At 65.1% G+C, this 19607-nt stretch carries 21 protein-coding genes; 5 read left to right on the top strand and 16 right to left on the bottom strand.

Going from position 1 to position 19607, the window contains the following annotated elements:
• Positions 1 to 113 precede the first annotated feature (113 nt).
• The 6 genes from IPF85_RS10275 to IPF85_RS10250 all read right to left on the bottom strand — a co-directional run bounded on the left by IPF85_RS10275 (position 114) and on the right by IPF85_RS10250 (position 5707).
• Positions 114 to 845 carry a class I SAM-dependent methyltransferase gene (locus tag IPF85_RS10275; protein ID WP_343407992.1) on the bottom strand — a complete coding sequence of 244 codons (732 nt, stop codon included), beginning with the start codon at positions 843 to 845 and terminating at the stop codon, positions 114 to 116.
• A gap of 291 nt (positions 846 to 1136) precedes the next feature.
• Positions 1137 to 2135: a Gfo/Idh/MocA family oxidoreductase gene (locus IPF85_RS10270; RefSeq protein ID WP_343407991.1), complete on the bottom strand. Its 999-nt coding sequence runs from the start codon at positions 2133 to 2135 to the stop codon at positions 1137 to 1139.
• A complete protein-coding gene (locus IPF85_RS10265; RefSeq protein WP_343407990.1) occupies positions 2129 to 2764 on the bottom strand; it encodes an acyltransferase in 636 nt (211 codons plus the stop codon). Before IPF85_RS10265 ends, IPF85_RS10270 begins: the two co-directional genes overlap by 7 nt.
• Positions 2746 to 3765 carry a GNAT family N-acetyltransferase gene (locus IPF85_RS10260; RefSeq protein WP_343407989.1) on the bottom strand — a complete coding sequence of 340 codons (1020 nt, stop codon included), beginning with the start codon at positions 3763 to 3765 and terminating at the stop codon, positions 2746 to 2748. The genes IPF85_RS10265 and IPF85_RS10260 overlap by 19 nt, the downstream gene beginning before the upstream one ends.
• Before the next feature lie 46 nt (positions 3766 to 3811).
• Positions 3812 to 5137 (bottom strand): polysaccharide deacetylase family protein, encoded by a 1326-nt coding sequence (locus tag IPF85_RS10255; RefSeq protein ID WP_343407988.1) that lies wholly within the window; start codon positions 5135 to 5137, stop codon positions 3812 to 3814.
• A gap of 12 nt (positions 5138 to 5149) precedes the next feature.
• Complete coding sequence (locus IPF85_RS10250) at positions 5150 to 5707, bottom strand: hypothetical protein (protein WP_343407987.1); 558 nt, start codon at positions 5705 to 5707, stop codon at positions 5150 to 5152.
• Positions 5708 to 5729: 22 nt separating this feature from the next.
• On the opposite strand from IPF85_RS10250, the gene IPF85_RS10245 reads away from it, so the two are divergent.
• Complete coding sequence (locus IPF85_RS10245; RefSeq protein ID WP_343407986.1) at positions 5730 to 6341, top strand: hypothetical protein; 612 nt, start codon at positions 5730 to 5732, stop codon at positions 6339 to 6341.
• A gap of 59 nt (positions 6342 to 6400) precedes the next feature.
• On the opposite strand, the gene pssE is transcribed toward IPF85_RS10245, so the two are convergent.
• The 10 genes from pssE to IPF85_RS10195 all read right to left on the bottom strand — a co-directional run bounded on the left by pssE (position 6401) and on the right by IPF85_RS10195 (position 15049).
• On the bottom strand, positions 6401 to 6877 hold the full coding sequence (pssE, locus tag IPF85_RS10240) for a PssE/Cps14G family polysaccharide biosynthesis glycosyltransferase (RefSeq protein WP_343407985.1): 477 nt from the start codon (positions 6875 to 6877) through the stop codon (positions 6401 to 6403).
• On the bottom strand, positions 6874 to 7383 hold the full coding sequence (gene pssD / locus IPF85_RS10235; RefSeq protein WP_343407984.1) for a PssD/Cps14F family polysaccharide biosynthesis glycosyltransferase: 510 nt from the start codon (positions 7381 to 7383) through the stop codon (positions 6874 to 6876). The genes pssE and pssD overlap by 4 nt, the downstream gene beginning before the upstream one ends.
• Entirely contained in the window at positions 7380 to 8318 is a 939-nt protein-coding gene (locus tag IPF85_RS10230) for a glycosyltransferase (RefSeq protein ID WP_343407983.1), read from the bottom strand. Before IPF85_RS10230 ends, pssD begins: the two co-directional genes overlap by 4 nt.
• Before the next feature lie 9 nt (positions 8319 to 8327).
• Positions 8328 to 9488 (bottom strand): glycosyltransferase family 4 protein, encoded by a 1161-nt coding sequence (locus tag IPF85_RS10225; RefSeq protein WP_343407982.1) that lies wholly within the window; start codon positions 9486 to 9488, stop codon positions 8328 to 8330.
• A complete protein-coding gene (locus IPF85_RS10220) occupies positions 9485 to 10675 on the bottom strand; it encodes a glycosyltransferase family 4 protein (RefSeq protein ID WP_343407981.1) in 1191 nt (396 codons plus the stop codon). The genes IPF85_RS10225 and IPF85_RS10220 overlap by 4 nt, the downstream gene beginning before the upstream one ends.
• The gene (locus IPF85_RS10215; protein WP_343407980.1) at positions 10641 to 10850 is read right to left on the bottom strand and encodes a hypothetical protein; all 210 of its coding nucleotides are present in this window, start codon (positions 10848 to 10850) and stop codon (positions 10641 to 10643) included. Before IPF85_RS10215 ends, IPF85_RS10220 begins: the two co-directional genes overlap by 35 nt.
• Positions 10787 to 12004, bottom strand: a complete 1218-nt coding sequence (locus tag IPF85_RS10210; RefSeq protein WP_343407979.1) for an O-antigen ligase family protein — start codon at positions 12002 to 12004, stop codon at positions 10787 to 10789. The genes IPF85_RS10215 and IPF85_RS10210 overlap by 64 nt, the downstream gene beginning before the upstream one ends.
• Positions 11898 to 13379 carry a glycosyltransferase gene (locus IPF85_RS10205; protein ID WP_343407978.1) on the bottom strand — a complete coding sequence of 494 codons (1482 nt, stop codon included), beginning with the start codon at positions 13377 to 13379 and terminating at the stop codon, positions 11898 to 11900. The genes IPF85_RS10210 and IPF85_RS10205 overlap by 107 nt, the downstream gene beginning before the upstream one ends.
• Positions 13376 to 14674: a hypothetical protein gene (locus IPF85_RS10200; RefSeq protein WP_343407977.1), complete on the bottom strand. Its 1299-nt coding sequence runs from the start codon at positions 14672 to 14674 to the stop codon at positions 13376 to 13378. The genes IPF85_RS10205 and IPF85_RS10200 overlap by 4 nt, the downstream gene beginning before the upstream one ends.
• 189 nt (positions 14675 to 14863) lie before the next feature.
• Positions 14864 to 15049 carry a hypothetical protein gene (locus IPF85_RS10195; RefSeq protein ID WP_343407976.1) on the bottom strand — a complete coding sequence of 62 codons (186 nt, stop codon included), beginning with the start codon at positions 15047 to 15049 and terminating at the stop codon, positions 14864 to 14866.
• Between the two features lie 260 nt (positions 15050 to 15309).
• Here IPF85_RS10195 and IPF85_RS10190 point away from each other — a divergent pair, with 260 nt between their 5' ends.
• The 4 genes from IPF85_RS10190 (at position 15310) to IPF85_RS10175 (ending at position 19607) form a co-directional block, all read left to right on the top strand.
• On the top strand, positions 15310 to 17037 hold the full coding sequence (locus IPF85_RS10190) for a carbamoyltransferase C-terminal domain-containing protein (protein WP_343407975.1): 1728 nt from the start codon (positions 15310 to 15312) through the stop codon (positions 17035 to 17037).
• Between the two features lie 34 nt (positions 17038 to 17071).
• Positions 17072 to 17578, top strand: coding sequence for a biotin/lipoyl-containing protein (locus IPF85_RS10185; protein ID WP_343407974.1), 507 nt, complete (start codon positions 17072 to 17074; stop codon positions 17576 to 17578).
• A 192-nt stretch (positions 17579 to 17770) separates the two neighbouring features.
• A complete protein-coding gene (locus IPF85_RS10180; RefSeq protein WP_343407973.1) occupies positions 17771 to 19282 on the top strand; it encodes a 2-oxoacid:acceptor oxidoreductase family protein in 1512 nt (503 codons plus the stop codon).
• A complete protein-coding gene (locus tag IPF85_RS10175) occupies positions 19272 to 19607 on the top strand; it encodes a hypothetical protein (RefSeq protein ID WP_343407972.1) in 336 nt (111 codons plus the stop codon). Before IPF85_RS10180 ends, IPF85_RS10175 begins: the two co-directional genes overlap by 11 nt.

Below are 19607 nucleotides of genomic sequence, written 5' to 3'. Positions count from 1 at the left end.
TCACTCCCGCGTGCAGTCTGGGAGAACGGCAGCCAGCGGTGGGCAACAATGGTTTTTTCAAGCGAAGCATACCGTCCATGTATTTTTTACCTCTCGCTTGCGCCCGTGGGCGGTCAGGCGTCAAGCGTTGTGCGACGAGCACTGGTGATGACCCAGGGGCTGAGCGCCGGCATGCGATCCAGGCCCACGAGTCGTTCGATGGCTGCGTACACCGGTAACAGTCCGGTATCCGAAAACCGGAGCGTCGGCGCCCAGTTGTAGCCGAGATGGCGCTCAACCGTAAAGCCTGCCGTGTGCAGCCGTGTCTCCAGGTCAACGGGTGTCGAGACATATTCGAAGCGGTGCCACGACTGTGGTTCCATACGCCCTAGAACGAGTAACAGGCGCCGGAGCCATCCTTTGTACGACAGGCGGTTGGTGGAGGTCATAATCAGCCAACCTCCAGGGCGAATAATCCGGTGTACTTCACGAAAGAACCAGTTACGACCATCTTCCACGTAGAAAGGAACCTGGATGCAAAGAGCGGCGTCCACACTGGCGTCGGCCAGGGGAAGCATGGACGCGGCAGGGTCTACCAACTCCGCTCGAATCGAGCGATCTTTTTGACGTAAGCGGCGCAGCGGGATGATCGAGACATCAGTCACCGTCACATCGAAGCCGTGCTGCACCAGGGGAATGGCGATGCGCCCTGAACCGCCCGATAAATCCACGAGACGATGCACGGAGGGATCACGTGCCAGGGTTGACAAGATAAACTGACGTTCTACCGTATCCAGGTATTGCCCCAGGGCGACGGTGTTGAGCCAGTCAGGGTGATATTCATGATCTATCTGGGCTGCAGACAAGCGTTGTTTGACTCCAGGTTGGAATGCGAATTTTTAGCTGAAAACTTCTTTGTCTGCCGCTATTCTATGACAGACAGATGAGATTTAGATGAACAACAGGCCGGGGGATGATGACATTTTGTTCACCAAGACGACTATGACCCGTATCATGTAGGGCCAGAGATAAAATCCCGTAAACAAAAAATCACCCTCCAACGCGTCGCTGCGAGGAAGGCGCCAAGAACCGGGCAATCTTAACACAGCCCAAAACCTTTGGCAAATCAAAATTCCGGGTTAGGGGATCACGCGTTGTCAGGTCAATCGGATGATCTGGTGCGTGCGGCCTGATTCGATGATTTTCTCGGCCAGCAGGACCGCGCGCAAGCCCTCAGCGCCATCAATCAGCGGCGTATGATCTTCGACCACGGCGCTGATGAACGCCTCAAGTTCGGCACGCAGCGGCTCCTTGCGCTTCAACTCATATTTCACCACACGACCTTCGCTCACCCCCATCAGGGCGGTCAACCCTTCCCACTGGCCGTTACTGGCGCTGCTGTTCTCGAAAAATTGCAGCTCCTGCGTCAGGTAGTTGACGACAAACATGCCGCGCTCCCCGATGATGGTCAGCTCACGGAACTTCTTGGGCGTCAGCCAGTTGATGTCTAAAACACCGACCGCGCCATTACTGAATTTCAGGACACCGGACAGCAGGTCTTCATGCGCGGCGTGAATCTCGCGCTGCGTTTCCGCATACAGCGATGTGATGCGGGCCTGGGTCAGATACTCCAGGATGTTGACTTCATGCGTCGCCAGATCGAACACCACGCCCACATCTTCTACGCGCGGTGGGAAGGGGCCGACGCGCCGCGAACGCAACTGAAACATGCGGCCCAGTTGTCCTTCGTCCAACAGGCGCTTCAGCTCGACGACGGCCGGGTTGAAGCGTTCGATGTGGCCCACCGCCAGCTTGCGGCCGGTGCGACGCGCGGCATCCAAAATCGCCTGGCCATCAGTGACCGAGAGCGCCAGCGGCTTTTCCACGAACACATGGCTACCGGCCTCCAACGCGGCCACGGCCACCGGCCGATGCAGGCGCGTGGGCACTGCCACCGACACGACATCAGGTCGTTCGATGGTCAACATCTCTTCGAAGTCGGCGTAAGCCTCCGCCTTGTACGTCCGCGCTACCTGCGCCGCCGCTTCGGCATCGAGATCGGCCACGGCCGCCAGGTGAGTTTGCGGCATTTCGGCAAAGATACGCGCGTGATTGCGCCCCATGGCGCCCACCCCTACGACGGCAACTTTCAGCATAGATTCTCCTGCCAATCGGGGAGTTCAATTTCCCGGCCGCACGCCGGGCACACCCCGACGGAATTGGCGACGGTCAGACGGTTGGCGCAGTGGCAAACATAGCCGACCAGGCGGGCCGGATTGCCCAGCACCAGCCCATGATCGGGCACGTCATGGGTGACGACCGCGCCGGCGCCGACCAGCGCCCAGCGCCCCACGGTAACGCCCGGCAAGATGACGCTGTTGGCGCCCAGCGAAGCCCCGCTGCGCACCAGGGTCGGTGTCACGGCCCAGTCGCTGTCACGTTTCAACGTCCCATCCGCGTTGATGGCCCGCGGCAGGCGGTCGTTGGTGAAGCAGACATGCGGCCCCACAAAAACGCCATCTTCCAGGGTGACGCCGTGATAGACTGACACCTGGTTCTGAATCTTGACGCGGCTGCCGATCTGCACGCCGTAGTCAATATAGGCCCCTTTGGCGATGATGCACTGCTCGCCCAGCCGCGCGCCCTCACGTATCTGCACCCAGTTCCACACGGTGGTGCCTGCGCCCAGGGTGGCCTGGGGCGACACCTGGGCCGTGGGGTGAATGAATGGCGCCGGCAGGGGCGCATCGTGGCTGCTTGCCTGTGTCATACTTGGATGATCCATTTCCGATAAATCTCATAGGCCTTGACCGCCAGACCGTACCAGGGCGCATGAATCTTGACACTGCGTCCATAATTCACCAACTGACCGCCGAAGCGTTCCTTGAAATCACGCACGCCATACGGCTTATCGGGATGCCCGGCGCCGCCAAAATCAAAAACGCTGAACCCCTGCGCGTGACCCCATTGCAGGAGATGCCAGACCAGAAAATCGTTCGGGTAGAGGCGCGCAGCCTCACGGTCGGCGCCGGCATACCAATCGAGCAGACGGCCCTTGTAAAGCAATGATGCCCGCCCACCGATGGCGACACCGTCAGCCATCGCCAGCACAATCTGGAACTGACCCAACGGGCCGAGCACCTCGAACGCCCGCCGAAAGAGCGAAAGATCGGTCAGATACACGCCAGCATGTCCATACACCTTGCGCAGCAGGCCGTAGAATGTCTCGACCCCCGCCTGGTCGCTGACCGTCAACGCGCTGACGCCTTTTTTCTGCGCGGTGCGCACATTGCGCCGCGCGCTGCTGCTCAGTCCGTTCCACAGCGCCTCTTCCGACTGCCGCAGGTCAATCAGGAAGTTCAGGTGCGGCTCCCAGCGAAAATGGGCCGCCTCCAGCCGCGCCTGCCAGGCCATCACATCCGCCTGATGTCGCAGCTCGGTGAAGAGGGAGCGCCCCCAGGCCCGGCGGTTGACCACCGCCAGCAAGGCGTCCAGGGCGTCTTGCCCCGCAGGTTCAGGTGCAACCAACATGCCGCCAAAAAGCACCGCGCGCGTGGTCAGCGGCCGCAGGAGGCCGCCCAACACCGTGGTGTGGACGGCAGGCCACAGGGCCATGAGTTCGCCGCTGGCACGGTCCACCGCGGCCAACGGTCGCGAGGCCCAGCCCTCTGTACCCGCCGCCACATCGTCGAAGGCCGGGGTGTGAAAGATGTTGCCGTCGGGATGGCCGGCCACGAAGCGCTGCCAGGCCGCCCGTTCGGGCTGCCCGGTCATGATGAATGTCAAACCCCTTACTCCCACGAGCAGCCCGCTGCGGCCGCGCCGGCCCCTGTCAGCTTTCGGACAGGCGCCACAAATAGTCCCAAAACGTCAGTGAATCAATATCTCCGCTGACCACCAGCGCACTGCGGGCTGCGTCCGGCCAGCGGCTGAAGCGCAGCAACGGCACATCTGGCGCCTCCACCCTCTGCACGGCCGTCCGCGCCTGCGTCGCCAGGTCGAAGGTTTCCCAGTCGAAGTAAACCGGGTAGAGCGCCCGTTCCGGGCTGATCTCCACGACATAGCCCTGCTGGCGCAAGAAGCCCAGCAGTTCCTGCGCGCTGCCAGGGGCCAGGCCGATAAATGGGCGCAAATCGCTGCGTACGACGAACGATTCCGCGGTCACGTCCGTGACGTGCGGCCAGCGGGAAGTCAGCGGCGCAGCGTGGATGTTGCCCGCGACGGTTTCAACGATCAAAGGCCCTTGCGCCAGCACCCGCGCCGCGACGGGCGCGTTCATGCTGACCTCCCAGCGACCGTCGCCCTGGCCCTGCAGGTGAATCTGGCACTGCGGGCGAATCTTCCACCATTCTGCCACCTCGGCCAGGGTGGTGATCCAAACGGCCGGCTGTAAGGCCCGCGCGGCGGTCAGCACGGCGTCCAGCGCCGGCGCACCCCCGCGTCCGCGTTCGGGGTGCAGTTGCAACACCAGCAGTTCACCGGCCTGATGGCTGGCCGTCAACATGGCGCGCCAGATGGCTGCCATGTCGGCCGCGGCCAAACCCAGCCGATCCACCAGCATCTCGTCATCGGGCAGCGAGACGGGAATTTCCACCAATCCTTCGGGCAGCAGATAGGGCAGAACCGGCGCGCGGCCGGCATCCAGCGGGCGATAGAAATCGAGTATGGTCTGGATGACCGGCGCTGCGAGCTGTTCTGGCGACAAGACGGGCCACAGGGCGCAGGTGCTGCTGTCGTAGGTGAAGCCCTGGGAAAACAGCAGGCGCAGCAGATCATGATTCCAGCGCAGATAGGGCGCCCGGAAGCCGACGGCCGGCACGTGATGCTGTGCGAAGGCCTGGCGCGCTCTGATCACCTGATCGCGCTGGCTGGCCGGTGACCGCTGGCTCAGATCCACGTGATGGTAACTGTGGACAGCCACTTCGATCCCCAACGCGGCCAGGCGCTGCAGAGGCAACGGGTGCCGCGCCAGGGCCACGGCCGTGGTTGGAAAGCTGGCCGGCGCGCCGTGCCGCGCCAGGACCTCGACGATCGCGTCGAGCGCGGCGGTGAAGCGGGCCGGGGTTGGCCCCAGACGCGCCAGCAGCAGGGCAAAGCGCCGCGGCACATGCCAGAGGCCTTTGGATCGGAGCAGATGGGCAAGTACGCCAGCGTCCAACGGTTGTATCACCTACCGGTTGAGTCCGGGCACATGCAGGGCGAGGGTGGCGGGGGTCAGATGCGGCGACCGGCGCAGGGTCCACAGGGCCGCCAGGGTGACGCAGAGCATTGCGCCCAGGGAGAGCGCGTAGGTGAGCCACGGCGAGGGCAGCGGGAAGCGCCCGATGAGGTGCTGAAAACTGGCCGCAAAACCGGCGCCTGCCAGCAGCCAGCGCAGGCCAACCGGAGCGGCCAGGTGGGTTTCGATCAAGACAGCGATGAGCAGATAGACGACGATGAAGGCCGGGGCCATCAGGCGCTCGTTGTCGAAGCCGAAAAAGGTGCTGACCAGGATCAGCGCCAGGTAGAGGAGCAGGTAGCGCTGGCCGCGGAAGAAGGCCAGGGTGCTGCGCCAGAAGACCAGGGGGAGCAGGCTGACAGGCAAGAACGCGTTGCCCAGGAGCCGCAGCCAGGTTTCCGGGAGGAGCAGTTTGGGCGCGGCACGCGCCAACTGCGCCGGCAGATCGAGGCCGCCGGTGTGACCAACGAGCAGGCGCAGCGCCAGGAAGACGGCCAGGCCCGGCAGCATCGCCAGGAGCGCAGGCGCGGCCGTGCGCAGCCAGGAGCCGGCGCTCGATCAGGAAGGCCAGGGTGACGGGCAGCATGATGAGTACGGTTTCACGGCCGGCCGCGGCCAGGGCGAAGATCAGCGCGAACAGCGGCCAGCGCAGGCGTGTCAGCGCCCACAGAAGAACGACCAGGCAAATCAGCGACAGCAGGTCATTGAGGGCAAAGAAGTCCCAGACGTTGAACCCGAAGAGGTGCTTGTTGAACACGAAGAGCAGGGTTGCCAGCAGCGCGACCGGCGGGGTGAGCGGCCAGGCCAGCAGGAAGAAGTAGGTCAGGACGACGAGCGCCAGCGCGGCGGTCACGGTCAGCAGATAATAGGCCGCGGCGTCGGGCAGCGGCAGCAGTCCGGCCAGGTAGGGACCGAGCAGACGAAAGGCGAAGGGCTGCTGCACGGCATCGGTGATGGCCGGCGCGGCCGCGCTGATCTGACGGTAGTGGTACAAATCCCAGGAGGCATACGGCTCGCGGCCATAGGGAATCTGGCCGTACAGGAAGATCATACCCGCAGTGACCAGGAGCAGAAGCAGCAAGAATCGCGACGCCTGAGCGCGCCAGATGACAGGTTTCATGTGCCAGGGATTATAGTCAGGTAATGAGATCGGTCAAACACGTCTTCCGATGTTTGATTGCGGGCGCGGCCAAAAAATTTGTGTCAGCCGCGGGCGGGGCGGTGACCATGGAGGATGAAGTCCATGATGATCTCTACGAGCTGGCCCGGTTCTTCGTGATAGGGGTTGAACGATGCCGTGCGCGCCTGGGCGATGGCCTCGGGCAGGCGGGCCAAATCCTGGCACCAGACGAGATGGCCGCGGGCGGACATGGCAGCCAGCAGGTCGTCCTGATGATCGTCGTAGCGGTCATGATTGCTGACGCCCACCAGGCGCTTGCCCTTGCGCAGCACCTCGGTGACGACGCCGATGCCGCCGTGCGATACGATCACGTCGGCCTGGTCGAAGTACGGTTCGAGCGACGGCGCAAAGCGGAAATGATCCGCATGTTGGGGTACGAACGCGCCATGCCCGATCTGCAGCAGCACCTGTTCGCCGGCCGCTATCAGCGTCGGCGCCAGTTCATCCATGGCCTGAATCAATGAGTTGAAATCGCCCGCGCCCACGGTGACAAAGATCATACCAACCGTCCTGCATAAATCGCCTGCGGATAATCGTCCAGCAACTCCGGCCATTGCACAAAAAAGAGATGCGCCAGGCGCTTCATCAACCGCCCGGTCAACGACAGCCGGGTGACGCGCGCGCCGCATTCGATGAAGATCACGCGCGCGCCGAACAGTCTGGCCCACAGCGCCACCGGCACCGCCACGGCCGGCCCAGAGGTGATGACCGCATGTGGTCGCGCGGCCAGGATGACGAAGAAGGACTGCACGAGCGCCAACAGGCTGCGTAAGATCTCCTGCCAGAGGGCATACGATTTGTAGCGCGTGCGATTCACCCAGAAGATGGCGCCGGGGATGCGGATGCGCTGGCCGGAGACGTTGTCTTCACGCGTGATCAGATACTGGTAGGTGAACGGCGCCCCGTGCGCAGCCAGCATGTCCACCAGGCGCAGAATCTCCGCGGTGTGCCCGCCCTGACCCAGGATGACCAGGACACGCCGGGGGCGACTATCATTGTGAATCATCGCAGCACCTCATGATAAACCGCGAGCACCTGCTGAGCGGCCGCCGCGCCCGATAGATGGCGGATGCGGCTGCGACCGTCGGTGCGGCCGCCAAAGGCCAGCGCCGACGCCAGTTTGTCGGCCACGCTCTCCACCGTCGGCGCGGCCAGGTAGCAGCCGGCCGTGTCGCGGATCACCCCCGCCACGTCGCCCACATCGGTGGCGACGATCGGCAGGTTGCAGGCCATCGCCTCCTTGATGACCATGGGCGAACCTTCGTAGCTGGAGGTGAGGCCCAGCACGTCGGCCGCCTGCATGAAGAGCGGCACCCGTTCGTGCGGCTGCCCGCTGGCGATGAGCAGGTCAACCGGCTGCCCGGCGGACTGCAAGCGGGCCACGGCGCCCTCGAGCAGATGTACCTGCTTCTCCGGCCGCGGCTCGCCGACGAAGACCACCAGTTGACGCTCCGCCGGCAGGCCCAGGGCGGCGCGCGCAGCCGCCTGCTCGCCTGGCGTGAACAAGTCGAGATCAATGCCGCAGGGAATGACCGCCACGTGCGGCAGGTTCATGTGCAGATCATCGAGGACCCGCGGGGAGGTGACGATAACCCAGTCAGCCAGACGCGCCAGCGCGCGCGAGAGGGGCGGCGTCCAGCCCACGGCCACTTCACTGCCGTGCAGGGTCAACACCAGCGGCCAGCGGAGCTGACAGCGCGCCAGCACCCCGCTCAGGACGTAGTGCGCATGCACCAGGTCATAGCGCTGGCGGCCCAGGCTGCGGCCTAAGACGGCGGCCATGCCGGCCACGTAATTCAAGGTGTGGCGCTGGCCGTCGGCGAAGAGGACATCCATCTCCACGCCCAGACCGCGCAGGGCTTCCACTTCGTCATGCACAAAGGTGCCGAAGTGGGGCCGGCGGGGCGAGGGGTACATGTTGGTCACCAAAAGAACGCGCATAGAAAAAACTCACCGACCGGGGGCTGATGGACTGCCGGCGGCGAGCCGGTAGAGGGAATGATACCTGGCAGCGACCACGGTTGGCAAAAATCGTGCCAGCGCAACCTGGCGCGCCTGCGCGCCCAGGGTCTGGCGCAGGTCGGCGTCACGCAGCAGCGCCAGGGTGCGGCCGGCCAGGGCTGCGGCGTCGCCCACCGGGACCAGGTAGCCGGTGACGCCATCGCTGACCAGGCCGGGAATGCCGCCCGCGCGGGTGGCAACCACCGGCCGGCCGGCCGCCATCGCTTCGGCGACGGCCATCGGCACATGATCGTGCCGCGAGGGATGGAGGAGCACGGCGCTGTCGCCCAACGCGGCGACCACGTCCGCGGGCGGCGCCAGCCCGGTCACGCTGATGACCTCCTGCAGGCCGTGCCGGGCAATGGCCTGCATCACCTGCGCATGGTAGCCGCGGTCGGCAATGCTGCCCAGGCAGCGCAGGGTGACGGCCGGCTCCTGTTGGTGCAGCAGCGCGAGCGCGGCCACCAGGGTGAGTTGGCCCTTGAGCGGCACGATGCTGCCGATGGCGATCAGGCGATGGCTCTGCGCCGCGGGCGGCAGGGCAAAGAAAGCGGTCGAGACCGGATTGTCCACGCGGTGAATCTGGCCGGCCGTGTGCGGCCGCAGATAGGCTTCGCCAAAGGCGCTGAGCGCGGCCACGTGCGGGGCGCGGCGCAGGGCCAGGCGTTCCAACGCCAGCAGGAGGATCAGAGCCAGGCGCTGCTGCGGCGGCGCGGGCTGGCGCAGTTCGCGGCCGGCCAGCCCATGCACGGTGTAGAGGGTGGGCAGGCCGAGGCGCAGGGCCGCCACCGCGTAGTCGGCATTGTGGGCATGCACGACATCGGGCTGAATGGCGCGCAGCACACGGCTGACCCGGCCAATGTTGGCGAACAGGTTGGGGATCAGGCGCTGCGGCGGGGAGGCCAGGGCATGAAAGGTGACGCCGTTTGCGCTGTAGGTGACATCATGCACGACTTCGGGCCGCGTGGAAACTACGTGCAGTTCCAGGTCGGGGAGCGCGGCCAGGCCCTGCACCAGGTTGACCGCGACGCTGTCAATGCCGCCGATCACCTCGTCCGGCCGGGCCGGGTAGAACGTTGCCAGCGCCAGGCGCAAGCGCTCGGCGCTCATCGCTGCCTCACCTGTTGATAAACGGCCCGCGTGCGCAGGGCCACGGCCAGCGGATGAAAGCGGCCGGCCGCTTCGGCGCGGGCGGCCGCGGCCAGGCGCAGCGCCAGCGCCGGGTCATCCAGCACGCGGCGCAGATTGGTCGCCAGGCCGTTGATGTCCGCGGCTGGCGAGAGCAGACCGGTGCGCCCGTGCTCGATCATGTCGGGGACGCCGCCCACGGCCGTGGCGACGACCGGGCAGCCGGCCGCCATGGCCTCGGCGATGGTGACGGGCGCGGTCTCCTGATGCGCGGCCAGGGCGACTGCGGTGCAGCGCGTCAGTTCGGCGCGCATGGCCGCGGCGGACAGGCTGCCCAGGAAATGCACGCGGCCGTGCAGGCCATGCGCCTGCACGGCCTGCACGCAGGCTGCGCCATACGCCGGCTCTGCGCCCATCTCGCCGGCCAGGCGCAGTTCGACGCGCTCATCGGCTGCGGCAACCTGCGCAAAGGCGTGAATGAGGTCCAGGATGCCCTTGCGGCTGATGATGCGGCCGGGGCAGAGGAGGGTGGCCGGCGCGGGCGTGCGCGCGATGTCAAAGAAGGCGGCGTCCACCGGGTTCTCGATGGCGGTGATGCGGCCGCGCCGCGCCAGCCAGGGGAATTCACGCAGCAGATAGGGGCTGATGACGATGATGTTCTGCGCCCGCGCCAGGCTGTAGCGCTCGTAGACGCGGTCGAACGTCCAGCGCAGCCGGCCGGCCAGGCTGCCGCCCTGGCTGGCCAACCGCGCCTCCTGCGCCACGACGCCATGAATGGTGACGACGGCGGGCAGGCCGCTGGAGAGCGCGGCGTCCACGTTGGCGCCGGCGCTGTGCGCATGAACCACGTCGGGCGCGACGCTGCGGATGGCCCTGCGCAGCCACCACCAATCGGTGCGCAGCAGGAACAGGCGGCCCAGGCGCATTTCCGGGACGCGATGAACCGTGACCCGGCCGTGCTGCTCCTGCGTGATCTGGCTGACGGCCGGGCTGCCGCTCAGCACATGGATTTCCATGCCCGGCAGGCTGGCCAGTTCCCGCGCCAGGGTGACGACGACGGCTTCGACGCCGCCGACGATGCGCGTGGGATCGGCCGGGTACTGGCCCAGCATGGCGACGCGGCAGGGCGCGGCGTCAGGCGCGGGCGGCGGCATGTTCAGCCATGCCATAGACGGCTCCCATGAAAAAGTAGAACATCAGGCTGGTCAGGGTGCCGGTCGCGACATCGTAGGTCAGCGAGGTGCCGAGCATGATGAGCAGGACGGCCCAGCCCCCGGCGATCATGCTGTGCAGGACGCGGCGGGTCGGCTGCGCCAGGCGGGGCGCGGCGACCGAAAGCGCCAAAGATCGAACGCGATGACGGCAAAGCTCAAGAGATAGGGGGTCAGCGCCAGCAGGCCGCCGGAGGTCAGGACGAAGAGGTAGGAGTTGTGCGGCGCGGGGACGTACTTGGCGATGCGCGGCAGCAGGCCCTGGTCGAGCGCGACCAGGCCAAAGCTGGCATAGCCGATGCCGAAGAGCGGGGCCTGTCGCCAGAGGGCCAGCGACACCGTCACGTTGTTGAGACGATCCTCGACTGAGGCCTCGTCGGCCAGGCGTTCTTCGATGATCGGCTGCTGACTGAGGATTGGCCAACTCAAGACGCCCACCAGCGTCAGCATGACCAGCGCCGGCAGCAAGGTGCGGCGCAGGCGGCCAAAAAAGGCGGAAAGTACCACCACGGCCAGGGCCACGCCGGCCCAACTGGCGCGGTTGTAGGTGTAGAAGGCCGCCACGACAAAGGCCAGCATGAGCAGGACGATCAGGCCCTGCGCCAGGCGTCGCTTCTCGGTCGTCAGGAGCAGCAGGCAGGCCACCACGCTGAAGGCGAGCGGGATGCCGAAGAAGACCGGGTTGCCGAGCAGGCTGACCACGCGGCGCAGACCGGTGCCGTAGGTGAACTGCACCGTGTCCAGGGCAAAGAGGACGCGGCCGGTCGCCTGTTCTTGCAGCACAAGGAAAGCGAGGTAGGCGCCGATGATGACCAGGGTCAGCAGAACGAGGCGCGCCGCGGCCGGCGTCTGCACCAGGTTGCGCGCCAACACGTAGGCCAGAAACGGCAGCAGGTAGGCATCGAACGCGGCCTGTACCCCGGCGCTGGCGCCGTAGACCGAGGACAGGCCGCTAAGCACGATGGCGGCGCCAAAGAGCAGCAGCGTCACATCGAGCAGGTTGGGGAGCGCCAGACGCCGGCGCCGCCGCGCGGCCTGCGCCAAGAGCAGGATCACCGCCCAGCCGGCGGCCAGCCGTGCCAACGCCAGGTCGGGGATGCCCGCGCCCAGGTGAATGTCGAGATTCCAGAAGGGTGCGAACGGTGAGATGGCGATCCAGGCGGCCAGGCCGAGCAGCGGGTCAAGCGTGACGAGCAAGAGGGCAAAGGCCACCGCGACCAGCGCCACCGTCAGCGGCAGGCGCTGCGCATCCCAGAGGGTGAGGCCAAGCGCCAGGCCCAGGGTCACGATGCCGGCAGCCAGGGCCGTCCGTTGCAGCCACGGCCACCAGGGTGAAAATGGGCGGGCAGGTGCGTTCATGGCGTCCCACCTGGCCAGGCGCGGCCAGTCTCGCGCCAGATGTCGTCGTACATGGCTTCGACGCCGGCCACATGTTGGGCGAGCGTGTAGTGCGTTTCGACCCGCTCACGGCCGGCCGCGGCCAGGCGAGCGGCTTCGAGGGATGCTGCCAGAGGTCGGTCAAGGCCGCGGCCAGGGCGGCGGCGTCGCCAGGGGGAACCAGCAGCCCGTTGACACCCGACTCGATGATCTCCAGCACGCCGCCGGCCGCACTGGCGATGACGGGGCGCCGGCTGGCCATGCCTTCGATGACGACGCGGCCGAACGGCTCCGGCTCGATGGCGCAGTGGCAAAGGACATCGAGCGTCGCCATGACCTGCGGCACATCGTCACGTTGCCCGGCGAAGGTGACGCGATCGGCGATGCCCAGTTCCACAGCCAGGCGGCGCAGGCTCTGTTCCAGGTCAGGTTCGGCCACGTCCGGCGCGCCCACGATGAGCAGGTGCGCGGTGGGGCACTGGCGGGCGAAGGCGGCGAACGCGGTCAGGGCGACGTGATGGCCCTTCCAGGTGACCAGGCGTCCCAGGCTGCCCACCACAAAGGCATCATGCGCAATGCCCAGTTCCTGGCGCGCCGCGCCGGAGCGTAAAGTTGGCGGGAAATCGTCGGGGTTGACGGCGTTGGGCGCCACCTGGCCGCGACGCACCTGCGCGCCTGCCTGGCGCTGTTGCTCAGCCACGGCCTGCGAGATGTAGATGAACCCGTCTACGCGCCGGGTCAGCCAGCGGTCGGTCCAGGTCAGCGGGTCGAGGGCGCGCACATGGCAGACGATGGGGCGCTGCAGCCAGGAAGCGGCCAGGATACCGGCCCGGCTGACCGGCACGATGTCATTGAGATGCACCAGGTCAGGCTGCACGGGGGCCAGCAGATTGCGCAGGCGCCGCGCCTGCGGCAAGGTGTCAGCCAGCAGGCGACGCAGCGCGCCCGCGCCTTGCCAGGCCGCGAGGAAGGCCGGCAGCCGGCGCAGACGTGCCAGGGGGCCGCTGCTGCGCGCCCGCTCGACCAGGGCGGGGTAATCATCGCCCAGCCCCTGCCGCGAGCCGATGGTGAGCACACCGCCCGCGAAGAAGCCGCTGTCGCGAAAGCGGGCGACGGCCGGGTTGGCTGCGTTGAGAACCACGGCCAGGCGGTAGAGCGGCGCGGGGTCATCTCCCAGGCGGCGACGTTCAGCCAGCCCCTGCGCCAGCAGCAGCAGGCTGACGATCGAGCCGCCGGGGCGCGGGGCCAGGTCAACAAAGGCGATGGTGTGCGGACGGTCGTTCACGGTGTGTGTACATGCCGGGGGGCCGGCCGGCTGGCGGCGCTGTCCTGGCGCAGGTTTTTCGCAAATTCGAGCACGAACGCCAGCACGATGCCGGCCAGTAGGGCCAACAGCGCCCCGACCAAAGCCAGGCGGGTGGTTTGCGAAGGGGTGGGGTCGGTGGGGATGCGCGCCGGCTCGATGATCTGCAGGAAGCCGGAATCCAGGCCCTGGTTTTCTTTGAGACGAGCTTCGGTCGCTTTGTCGGCCAGGAAGGTAAACGCGTCGTTGGCCCGTGCGACCGCGGCCTCCAGGTTGTCATATTCGGTGTGCAGGCCGATGAGGGATGACATCTCTGTGGCGCGCTGGGCAATCATCTGGTCATAGCGGGCCTGCGCGGCGCGCGCCTGTTGACTGCGCACACGCTGCTCGGTGACCAGGTTTTGATAGCGCAGCGTCTCGTCCTGATAGGTGCGCGCCCACTGCTGGCGCGCATCGGCGCTCAACGAAGCGCCGAAGTCAGGCGTCACCGTCGCGCCCGGCGCCGGCGTCGTGGGTGTGGGACGCGGCGTGCGCGGGTTTGGCGTCGGCACGGGGGCCAGCAGGGCAACGACCTGCGCCTGCGCCTGGTCCGCGGCCGCCTGGTACAGATCAAGCGTGGCCTGCGCCTGCTGCTCTTCGATCACCGCCTGGTCGCGATCCAGACGCAGACGCCGCAGCTCAGTTTGCAGGGTCGCGATTTCCGCGGGCAGCGATTCGATGCCGTTGGCAAGTCTGAACTTGAGAAAGGCATCCTGCGCAGCGGTCAGCTTCTGGCGCTCAGCGGCCAGTTGCGCTTCGATGAACTGCACACTCTGGTTGACCGGGGAGAGACGAAACTCCCGGTAGGCCTGCAGCGCAAAGTTGACATAGGTCGTGGCGATTTTTTCGGCCAGGTCCGGTCGCTCCGCGGTGGCGACCACGCTGACGAAATCGTCCTGCTCCTCGAAGATCATGCGCTGCTGCAGGGTGTCCGCGTCCAGCGCCAGCCCCAGGTCGCCGATGGTTTGCCAGGCGATGTTGCGGCCGCGCAAGAACGAAAAGAACTCCTCGCGCGTGTTGATGATCTGCTCGCGCCCGGGCAGCGCAGAGGATGGCGCGAACAGGCTGACCGCTTCGGTTTCCACGGCCAGCACGCGCAGACGCACGCGGGCCTGATAACTGGCGGGCGCGGTGTAGCCCAGGTACAAGATCGTGGCGACGGTGACGAGCATCAGCAGGCCAATCAGCCAGGCCCAGCGCCGCACCACATGGATGCTGTTCAAGAACTCGTTATTCATCTCGACTCCGCCATGCTCCGCTCGTCATTCGACCAGGAATTCCAAATGTGGTCGCTGAAGACATCTGGAATGGAGGCTTTAGCCGGTTATTGGGCACTTGAGAACCCTGTGGCAGACCGGCTGAAGCCTCGATTCCGGGTACATTTGGATTTGCTGTCATTCGACCGGCCGCGCAGCATGGGGCATGTGTTACTGACCAGGATTTTGCGCACCCAGTCCCCACTTGGGCATCACCTCGGCGCGGTGATGGATGAGCATCGGCAGGCAGTCGGGGCAGATATGGAACGTGCGGCCCGCCATGCGCCAGGCCGCCACCGGCACCTGGTTTTCATCGCGGCCGCAGTTGATGCAGGCATTGATCGTGGTGTCATTCATGAGTATTCTCTCGTCCACTCCTCTGTTCACTCGAATTCTTCGGCTTTCTGGTTCGGGATTCAATTCTACCGCAAAAACGGTTTCTCGCCAATCATGACCCCGATGTGCAAATGTCGCCCTTCCCCCCTTCTCCCCTTCTCCCCTTCTCCCCTTCCCCGGTCGAGGTGAGGTCACAACGCCTTTTGACGCACTTTTGGCCCTGTGCTATCATGGAGCCTGGCTACGAATGACCAATAATTTATATTTACACGCGGAGTATCATGAATATCCTGGGAATTTGCACCGAAGGCCCACAGTCAACCGGGGCCTGTTTACTGATAGACGGCAAGCTGATCGCGATGGCCGAAGAAGAGCGTTTCGTGCGCATCAAGCAGGCGCCGGGCCTGCTGCCTACACGCGCCAGCCAATACTGTCTGAAGGCCGGTGGGCTGAAGCTGAGTGACATTGATGCGATTGCGGTATCGTGGGATGTTGCCAAGTACACCGATTTCATGCCTCGCTTCTATGACGATGTCGAGCGCCGCTACGGCGACAAAGGTTGGCTGACCTACATCAGCGAAAAACAGATTTTACAGCGCTTCCAGCCGGACTACGTGCAGCATCGCATCACCGCCAGTCTCATCAAGGGTGCGGACCGCGGCCAGATGCGGCCCGTTCGCTATGTGGGCCATCACAAGACCCACGCGGCCGCGGCCTTCTGGTCGTCCGGCTTCGATGAGGCGACCATCCTGACGATTGACGCCAGCGGCGAGGAGCAGTGTACGGTGATCTGGCACGGCAAGGGCATGGAAATCACGCAGGTCGAGAGCTTCGACATTCCTGATTCCACGGGCTGGATGTACGCGGGCCTGACCGAGTTCCTGGGTTTTCGGCCCTACTCGGACGAGGGCAGCGTGATGGGGCTGGCCTGCTACGGCGCGTACGATCCTGAGATCGCCGCACTCTTCGAGCGCATTGCGCCCATCTCCCCGGACGGTAGCTATCGGATTGATCCGAGCTACTTCTTCTTCGGCGCGCACACGTACGGCGACCGCTACACCGACAAGCTGGTGCATGAGCTGGGACTGCCGTTCAAGTACGGGGATGACATCACGCCGCGTCAGCAGAACATCGCCTGGGCCGTGCAGGATCGCCTGGAGCAGATCGCGGTGGGGCTGGCGCGCCGTGCCGTGGCGCGGACCGGCTGCCGCACGCTGTGCCTGGCCGGCGGCGTGGCCTTGAACTGCAAGATGAACCGCGTCATCCTGGACAGCGGCGCGGTGGATCGGCTCTTCATCCAGCCGGTGAGCAACGATGCCGGTTCGGCCCTGGGCGCGGCGCAGTTGGTGGCCGCGGAGATGGGCGACGACCCGCGCTTCGAGCAGCGCCTGGTGCATTACGGGCCAGACTACAGCAACGCCGAGATCAAGGCGGTGCTCGATGGACACAAGCTAAGGTACGAGTATCTGCCCAACGGCCGCCTGGAGCGCCGCGCCGCGGCGCGCATCGCGCAGGGCGGCATCGTGGGCTGGTTCCAGGGGCGCATGGAGGCCGGGCCGCGCGCGCTGGGCAGCCGTTCCATCATCGCCTCGCCCATTGGCGCGGCGGTCAAGGACAGGATCAACGAAGCGGTCAAATACCGCGAACCGTGGCGACCGTTCGCGCCCTCGATCAAGGCGGAGCGCATCGGCGATTTTGTGCTGAATCCCATCGAGGCGCCGTTCATGATCCTGACCTTCGACGTGCGCCCGGAAGTGGCCGATCAGATTGCCGCGGTGGTGCATGTGGACAACACCGTGCGTCCGCAGACCGTGCGCGCCGAGGACCTGCCGCGCTGGTACCGGGTGATTGACGAGTTCGAAAAGCTGACCGGCGTGCCGATGATTCTCAACACCAGTTTCAACGTCAAGGGCGAGCCGATTGTCAACACGCCGCAGGACGCGGTGCGCACCTTCTACGGCAGCGGCCTGGACGGCCTGGCAATCGGCGATTTCTGGCTGGAAAAGTAGGGGCATAAAGGGCATAAAGGGCATAAAGGGCATAATGGAATTTCGGTATCATGCGACCGGTGATGAAGATGGGGTGCGCGTCGTCAAGATCGAGCAGGATGGCGAGCGCTACCGGGTGACGGTGGACGGCCGGGCGTATGCGGTCGAGGCGCAGCGGCCGCAACATGGGGTCATCGTGCTCAACATGAACGGCCGGCGGACGCGCGCATGGGTGGCGCACGATGGTCTGCAGCGGCATGTGGCGCTGACGGGCGCGCGTACCTACATTTTGCGGCGACCGGACCCGCGCACCAAACAACGGCGCCGCGCGCCGGGCGCAGCCGACGGTGGCCTGGAAGCGGCCATGCCAGGCCAGGTGCTCGATGTGCTGGTGCATGTGGGCGACACGGTGGAGCGTGGGCAGACGCTGCTGCTGCTCGAAGCGATGAAGATGGAGCTGCGCATGGTGGCTCCCTTTGCCGGCCAGGTGCGCGCGGTGCGCTGTGCCGCCGGTCAGGTGGTGGAACGGGGGCAACTGCTGGTTGAGTTGCAGGCCCTCTGATTTTCGTGCAATCACATCTACTTTGTGATACAATAATGATCCATTTCATAGCGGCCCATTGCCTACCGCCTTAGAATTGTCTTGAAATGGAAACGGACGCGACGTACGACGTGAATCAGGCCAGAAGGCGATTGCGTCTTACGCCCTGCCCAATCTCATCGGCACAAAGGTTATTTCAGGAGGAGACTCTCAATGTCAAGCACAACGGCTGTGCTAGATCACCCGGCGCCCGCGGCGGCTCCGGCCAGGCCGGACGTCGTCAACGATTTCTCGATTGTTGTAGCGACCCCCAATGGCTCCGGGAGCCAGACGGCCAACATTTCGATTATTCGCTCTATTTTTCGCATGGGCATTCCTGTCAACGGCAAGAACCTCTTTCCATCCAACATTCAGGGCCTGCCCACCTGGTACACCATTCGGATCAGCAAGGACGGCTACATTGCCCGCCGCGAAGGGACTGAGATTCTCGTCGCCTTCAATGAGAAGACGGCGGAGCAGGACCTGGCCAGCCTGCCGGCGGGCGGCATCTGCATCCATCCCCTCGAATGGAAATTTGCCCGCAGTCGCACCGATGTGACCTACTACGGGGTTCCGGTCAAAGAATTTGTCAAGGCATCAGGCGCCGAAGACAAGATCAAGAATTACATCGCCAACATGGTCTACGTAGGCGCCCTGGCCTATCTCCTGGGCATTGACCTGGAAGATGTCAAGGGCGCCCTGCACACCCAATTCGGCGGCAAAACCAAACCGATCAACCTGAACCTGACTGTGGTCAAGATGGCCTACGACTGGTCGGGCGCCAACCTGACGAAGACCGATCCCTTCCGCGTCGAGCCTATGGACAAGACGCAGGGCAAGATCATGATCGAAGGCAACATCGCGGCCGCCTTAGGCTCCGTTTTTGGTGGCGTGCAGGTGGTGGCCTGGTACCCGATCACCCCGGCCACCAGTGTGGCCGAGGCGCTGAACGAGTATTTGCCGCAGTTGCGCATGGACGAAAACGGCAAGCCCACCTTTGCGGTCCTGCAGTCGGAAGATGAGATTGCCGCGATCGGCACGGCGATTGGCGCCGGTTGGGCCGGCGCGCGCAGCATGACCTCCACCTCCGGCCCTGGCCTCTCGCTGATGACCGAATACGCGGGCATGGGCTTCTTTGCCGAAGTGCCGGTGGTCATCTGGGATGTGCAGCGCATGGGCCCCAGCACCGGCCTGCCGACGCGCGTGGCGCAGGGCGATGTGCTGATGGCCTATACGATGGGTCACGGCGACACCCGCCATGTGGTACTCTTGCCCAGTTCGGTGAGCGAATGTTTCGATTTTGGTATCCAGGCCTTCGATCTGGCCGAGCGCCTGCAGACGCCGGTTTTCGTGCTGAGTGACCTGGACATTGGCATGAATCTGTGGATGAGCGACCCTTTCAACTATCCTGAGAAACCGCTCGATCGTGGCAAGGTGTTGACCGCGGAAGACATCCAGCGCCTGGGCAGTTGGGCGCGCTTCGAGGATGTGGATGGCGACGGTATCGGCTACCGCACGCTGCCCGGCACCAAAGATTACCGCGCCGCCTACTTCACCCGCGGCACCGGACATAATGCCAAGGCGGTGTACAGCGAGCGGCCAGACGACTGGGAGCAAAACCTGGCCCGCCTGTACAAGAAGCACGATACCGCGCGCACCCTGGTTCCCCAAACCGGTGGTGGATGACGCGGCGGCTACTAAGATCGGCATCATCTCGTATGGCTCGGCCGACCCGGCTGTGCTGGAGGCGCGTGACCGGTTGCGCAAGCAGGGGATCGAAACCAACTACCTGCGCGTGCGTGCGCTGCCCATCGAGGAGACGCTACGCGAGTTCGTGGCGCGGCATGACCGCATCTACGTGATCGAACTCAACTTCGAAGGGCAGATGGCCGAGATTTTATGCATGGAACTGCCCGAGTATGCACCCAAACTGCGCAGGCTCACCAAGTGCGACGGCCTGCCGCTGACCGCGCGTTTTCTCACCGAGTCCATCATGGAGCAGGAGCGATAA

The sequence above is a fragment of the Candidatus Amarolinea dominans genome (genome assembly GCF_016704685.1).
Taxonomy (GTDB): Bacteria; Chloroflexota; Anaerolineae; order SSC4; family Amarolineaceae; genus Amarolinea; species Amarolinea dominans.
Note: the sequence above shows the minus strand (reverse complement) of the source record. Positions and strands in the feature narration are given on the sequence as shown.

Coding starts and splice junctions, on each gene's coding strand:
- IPF85_RS10185 (WP_343407974.1), top strand. CDS start 17,072: ATGGAATTTCGGTATCATGCGACCGGTGATGAAGATGGGGTGCGCGTC.
- IPF85_RS10270 (WP_343407991.1), bottom strand. CDS start 2,135: ATGCTGAAAGTTGCCGTCGTAGGGGTGGGCGCCATGGGGCGCAATCAC.
- IPF85_RS10225 (WP_343407982.1), bottom strand. CDS start 9,488: ATGAGCGCCGAGCGCTTGCGCCTGGCGCTGGCAACGTTCTACCCGGCC.
- IPF85_RS10195 (WP_343407976.1), bottom strand. CDS start 15,049: ATGAATGACACCACGATCAATGCCTGCATCAACTGCGGCCGCGATGAA.
- IPF85_RS10180 (WP_343407973.1), top strand. CDS start 17,771: ATGTCAAGCACAACGGCTGTGCTAGATCACCCGGCGCCCGCGGCGGCT.
- IPF85_RS10230 (WP_343407983.1), bottom strand. CDS start 8,318: ATGCGCGTTCTTTTGGTGACCAACATGTACCCCTCGCCCCGCCGGCCC.
- pssE (WP_343407985.1), bottom strand. CDS start 6,877: ATGATCTTTGTCACCGTGGGCGCGGGCGATTTCAACTCATTGATTCAG.
- pssD (WP_343407984.1), bottom strand. CDS start 7,383: ATGATTCACAATGATAGTCGCCCCCGGCGTGTCCTGGTCATCCTGGGT.
- IPF85_RS10190 (WP_343407975.1), top strand. CDS start 15,310: ATGAATATCCTGGGAATTTGCACCGAAGGCCCACAGTCAACCGGGGCC.
- IPF85_RS10265 (WP_343407990.1), bottom strand. CDS start 2,764: ATGGATCATCCAAGTATGACACAGGCAAGCAGCCACGATGCGCCCCTG.
- IPF85_RS10250 (WP_343407987.1), bottom strand. CDS start 5,707: ATGCTGCCGGGCCTGGCCGTCTTCCTGGCGCTGCGCCTGCTCGTTGGT.
- IPF85_RS10200 (WP_343407977.1), bottom strand. CDS start 14,674: ATGAATAACGAGTTCTTGAACAGCATCCATGTGGTGCGGCGCTGGGCC.
- IPF85_RS10220 (WP_343407981.1), bottom strand. CDS start 10,675: ATGGCATGGCTGAACATGCCGCCGCCCGCGCCTGACGCCGCGCCCTGC.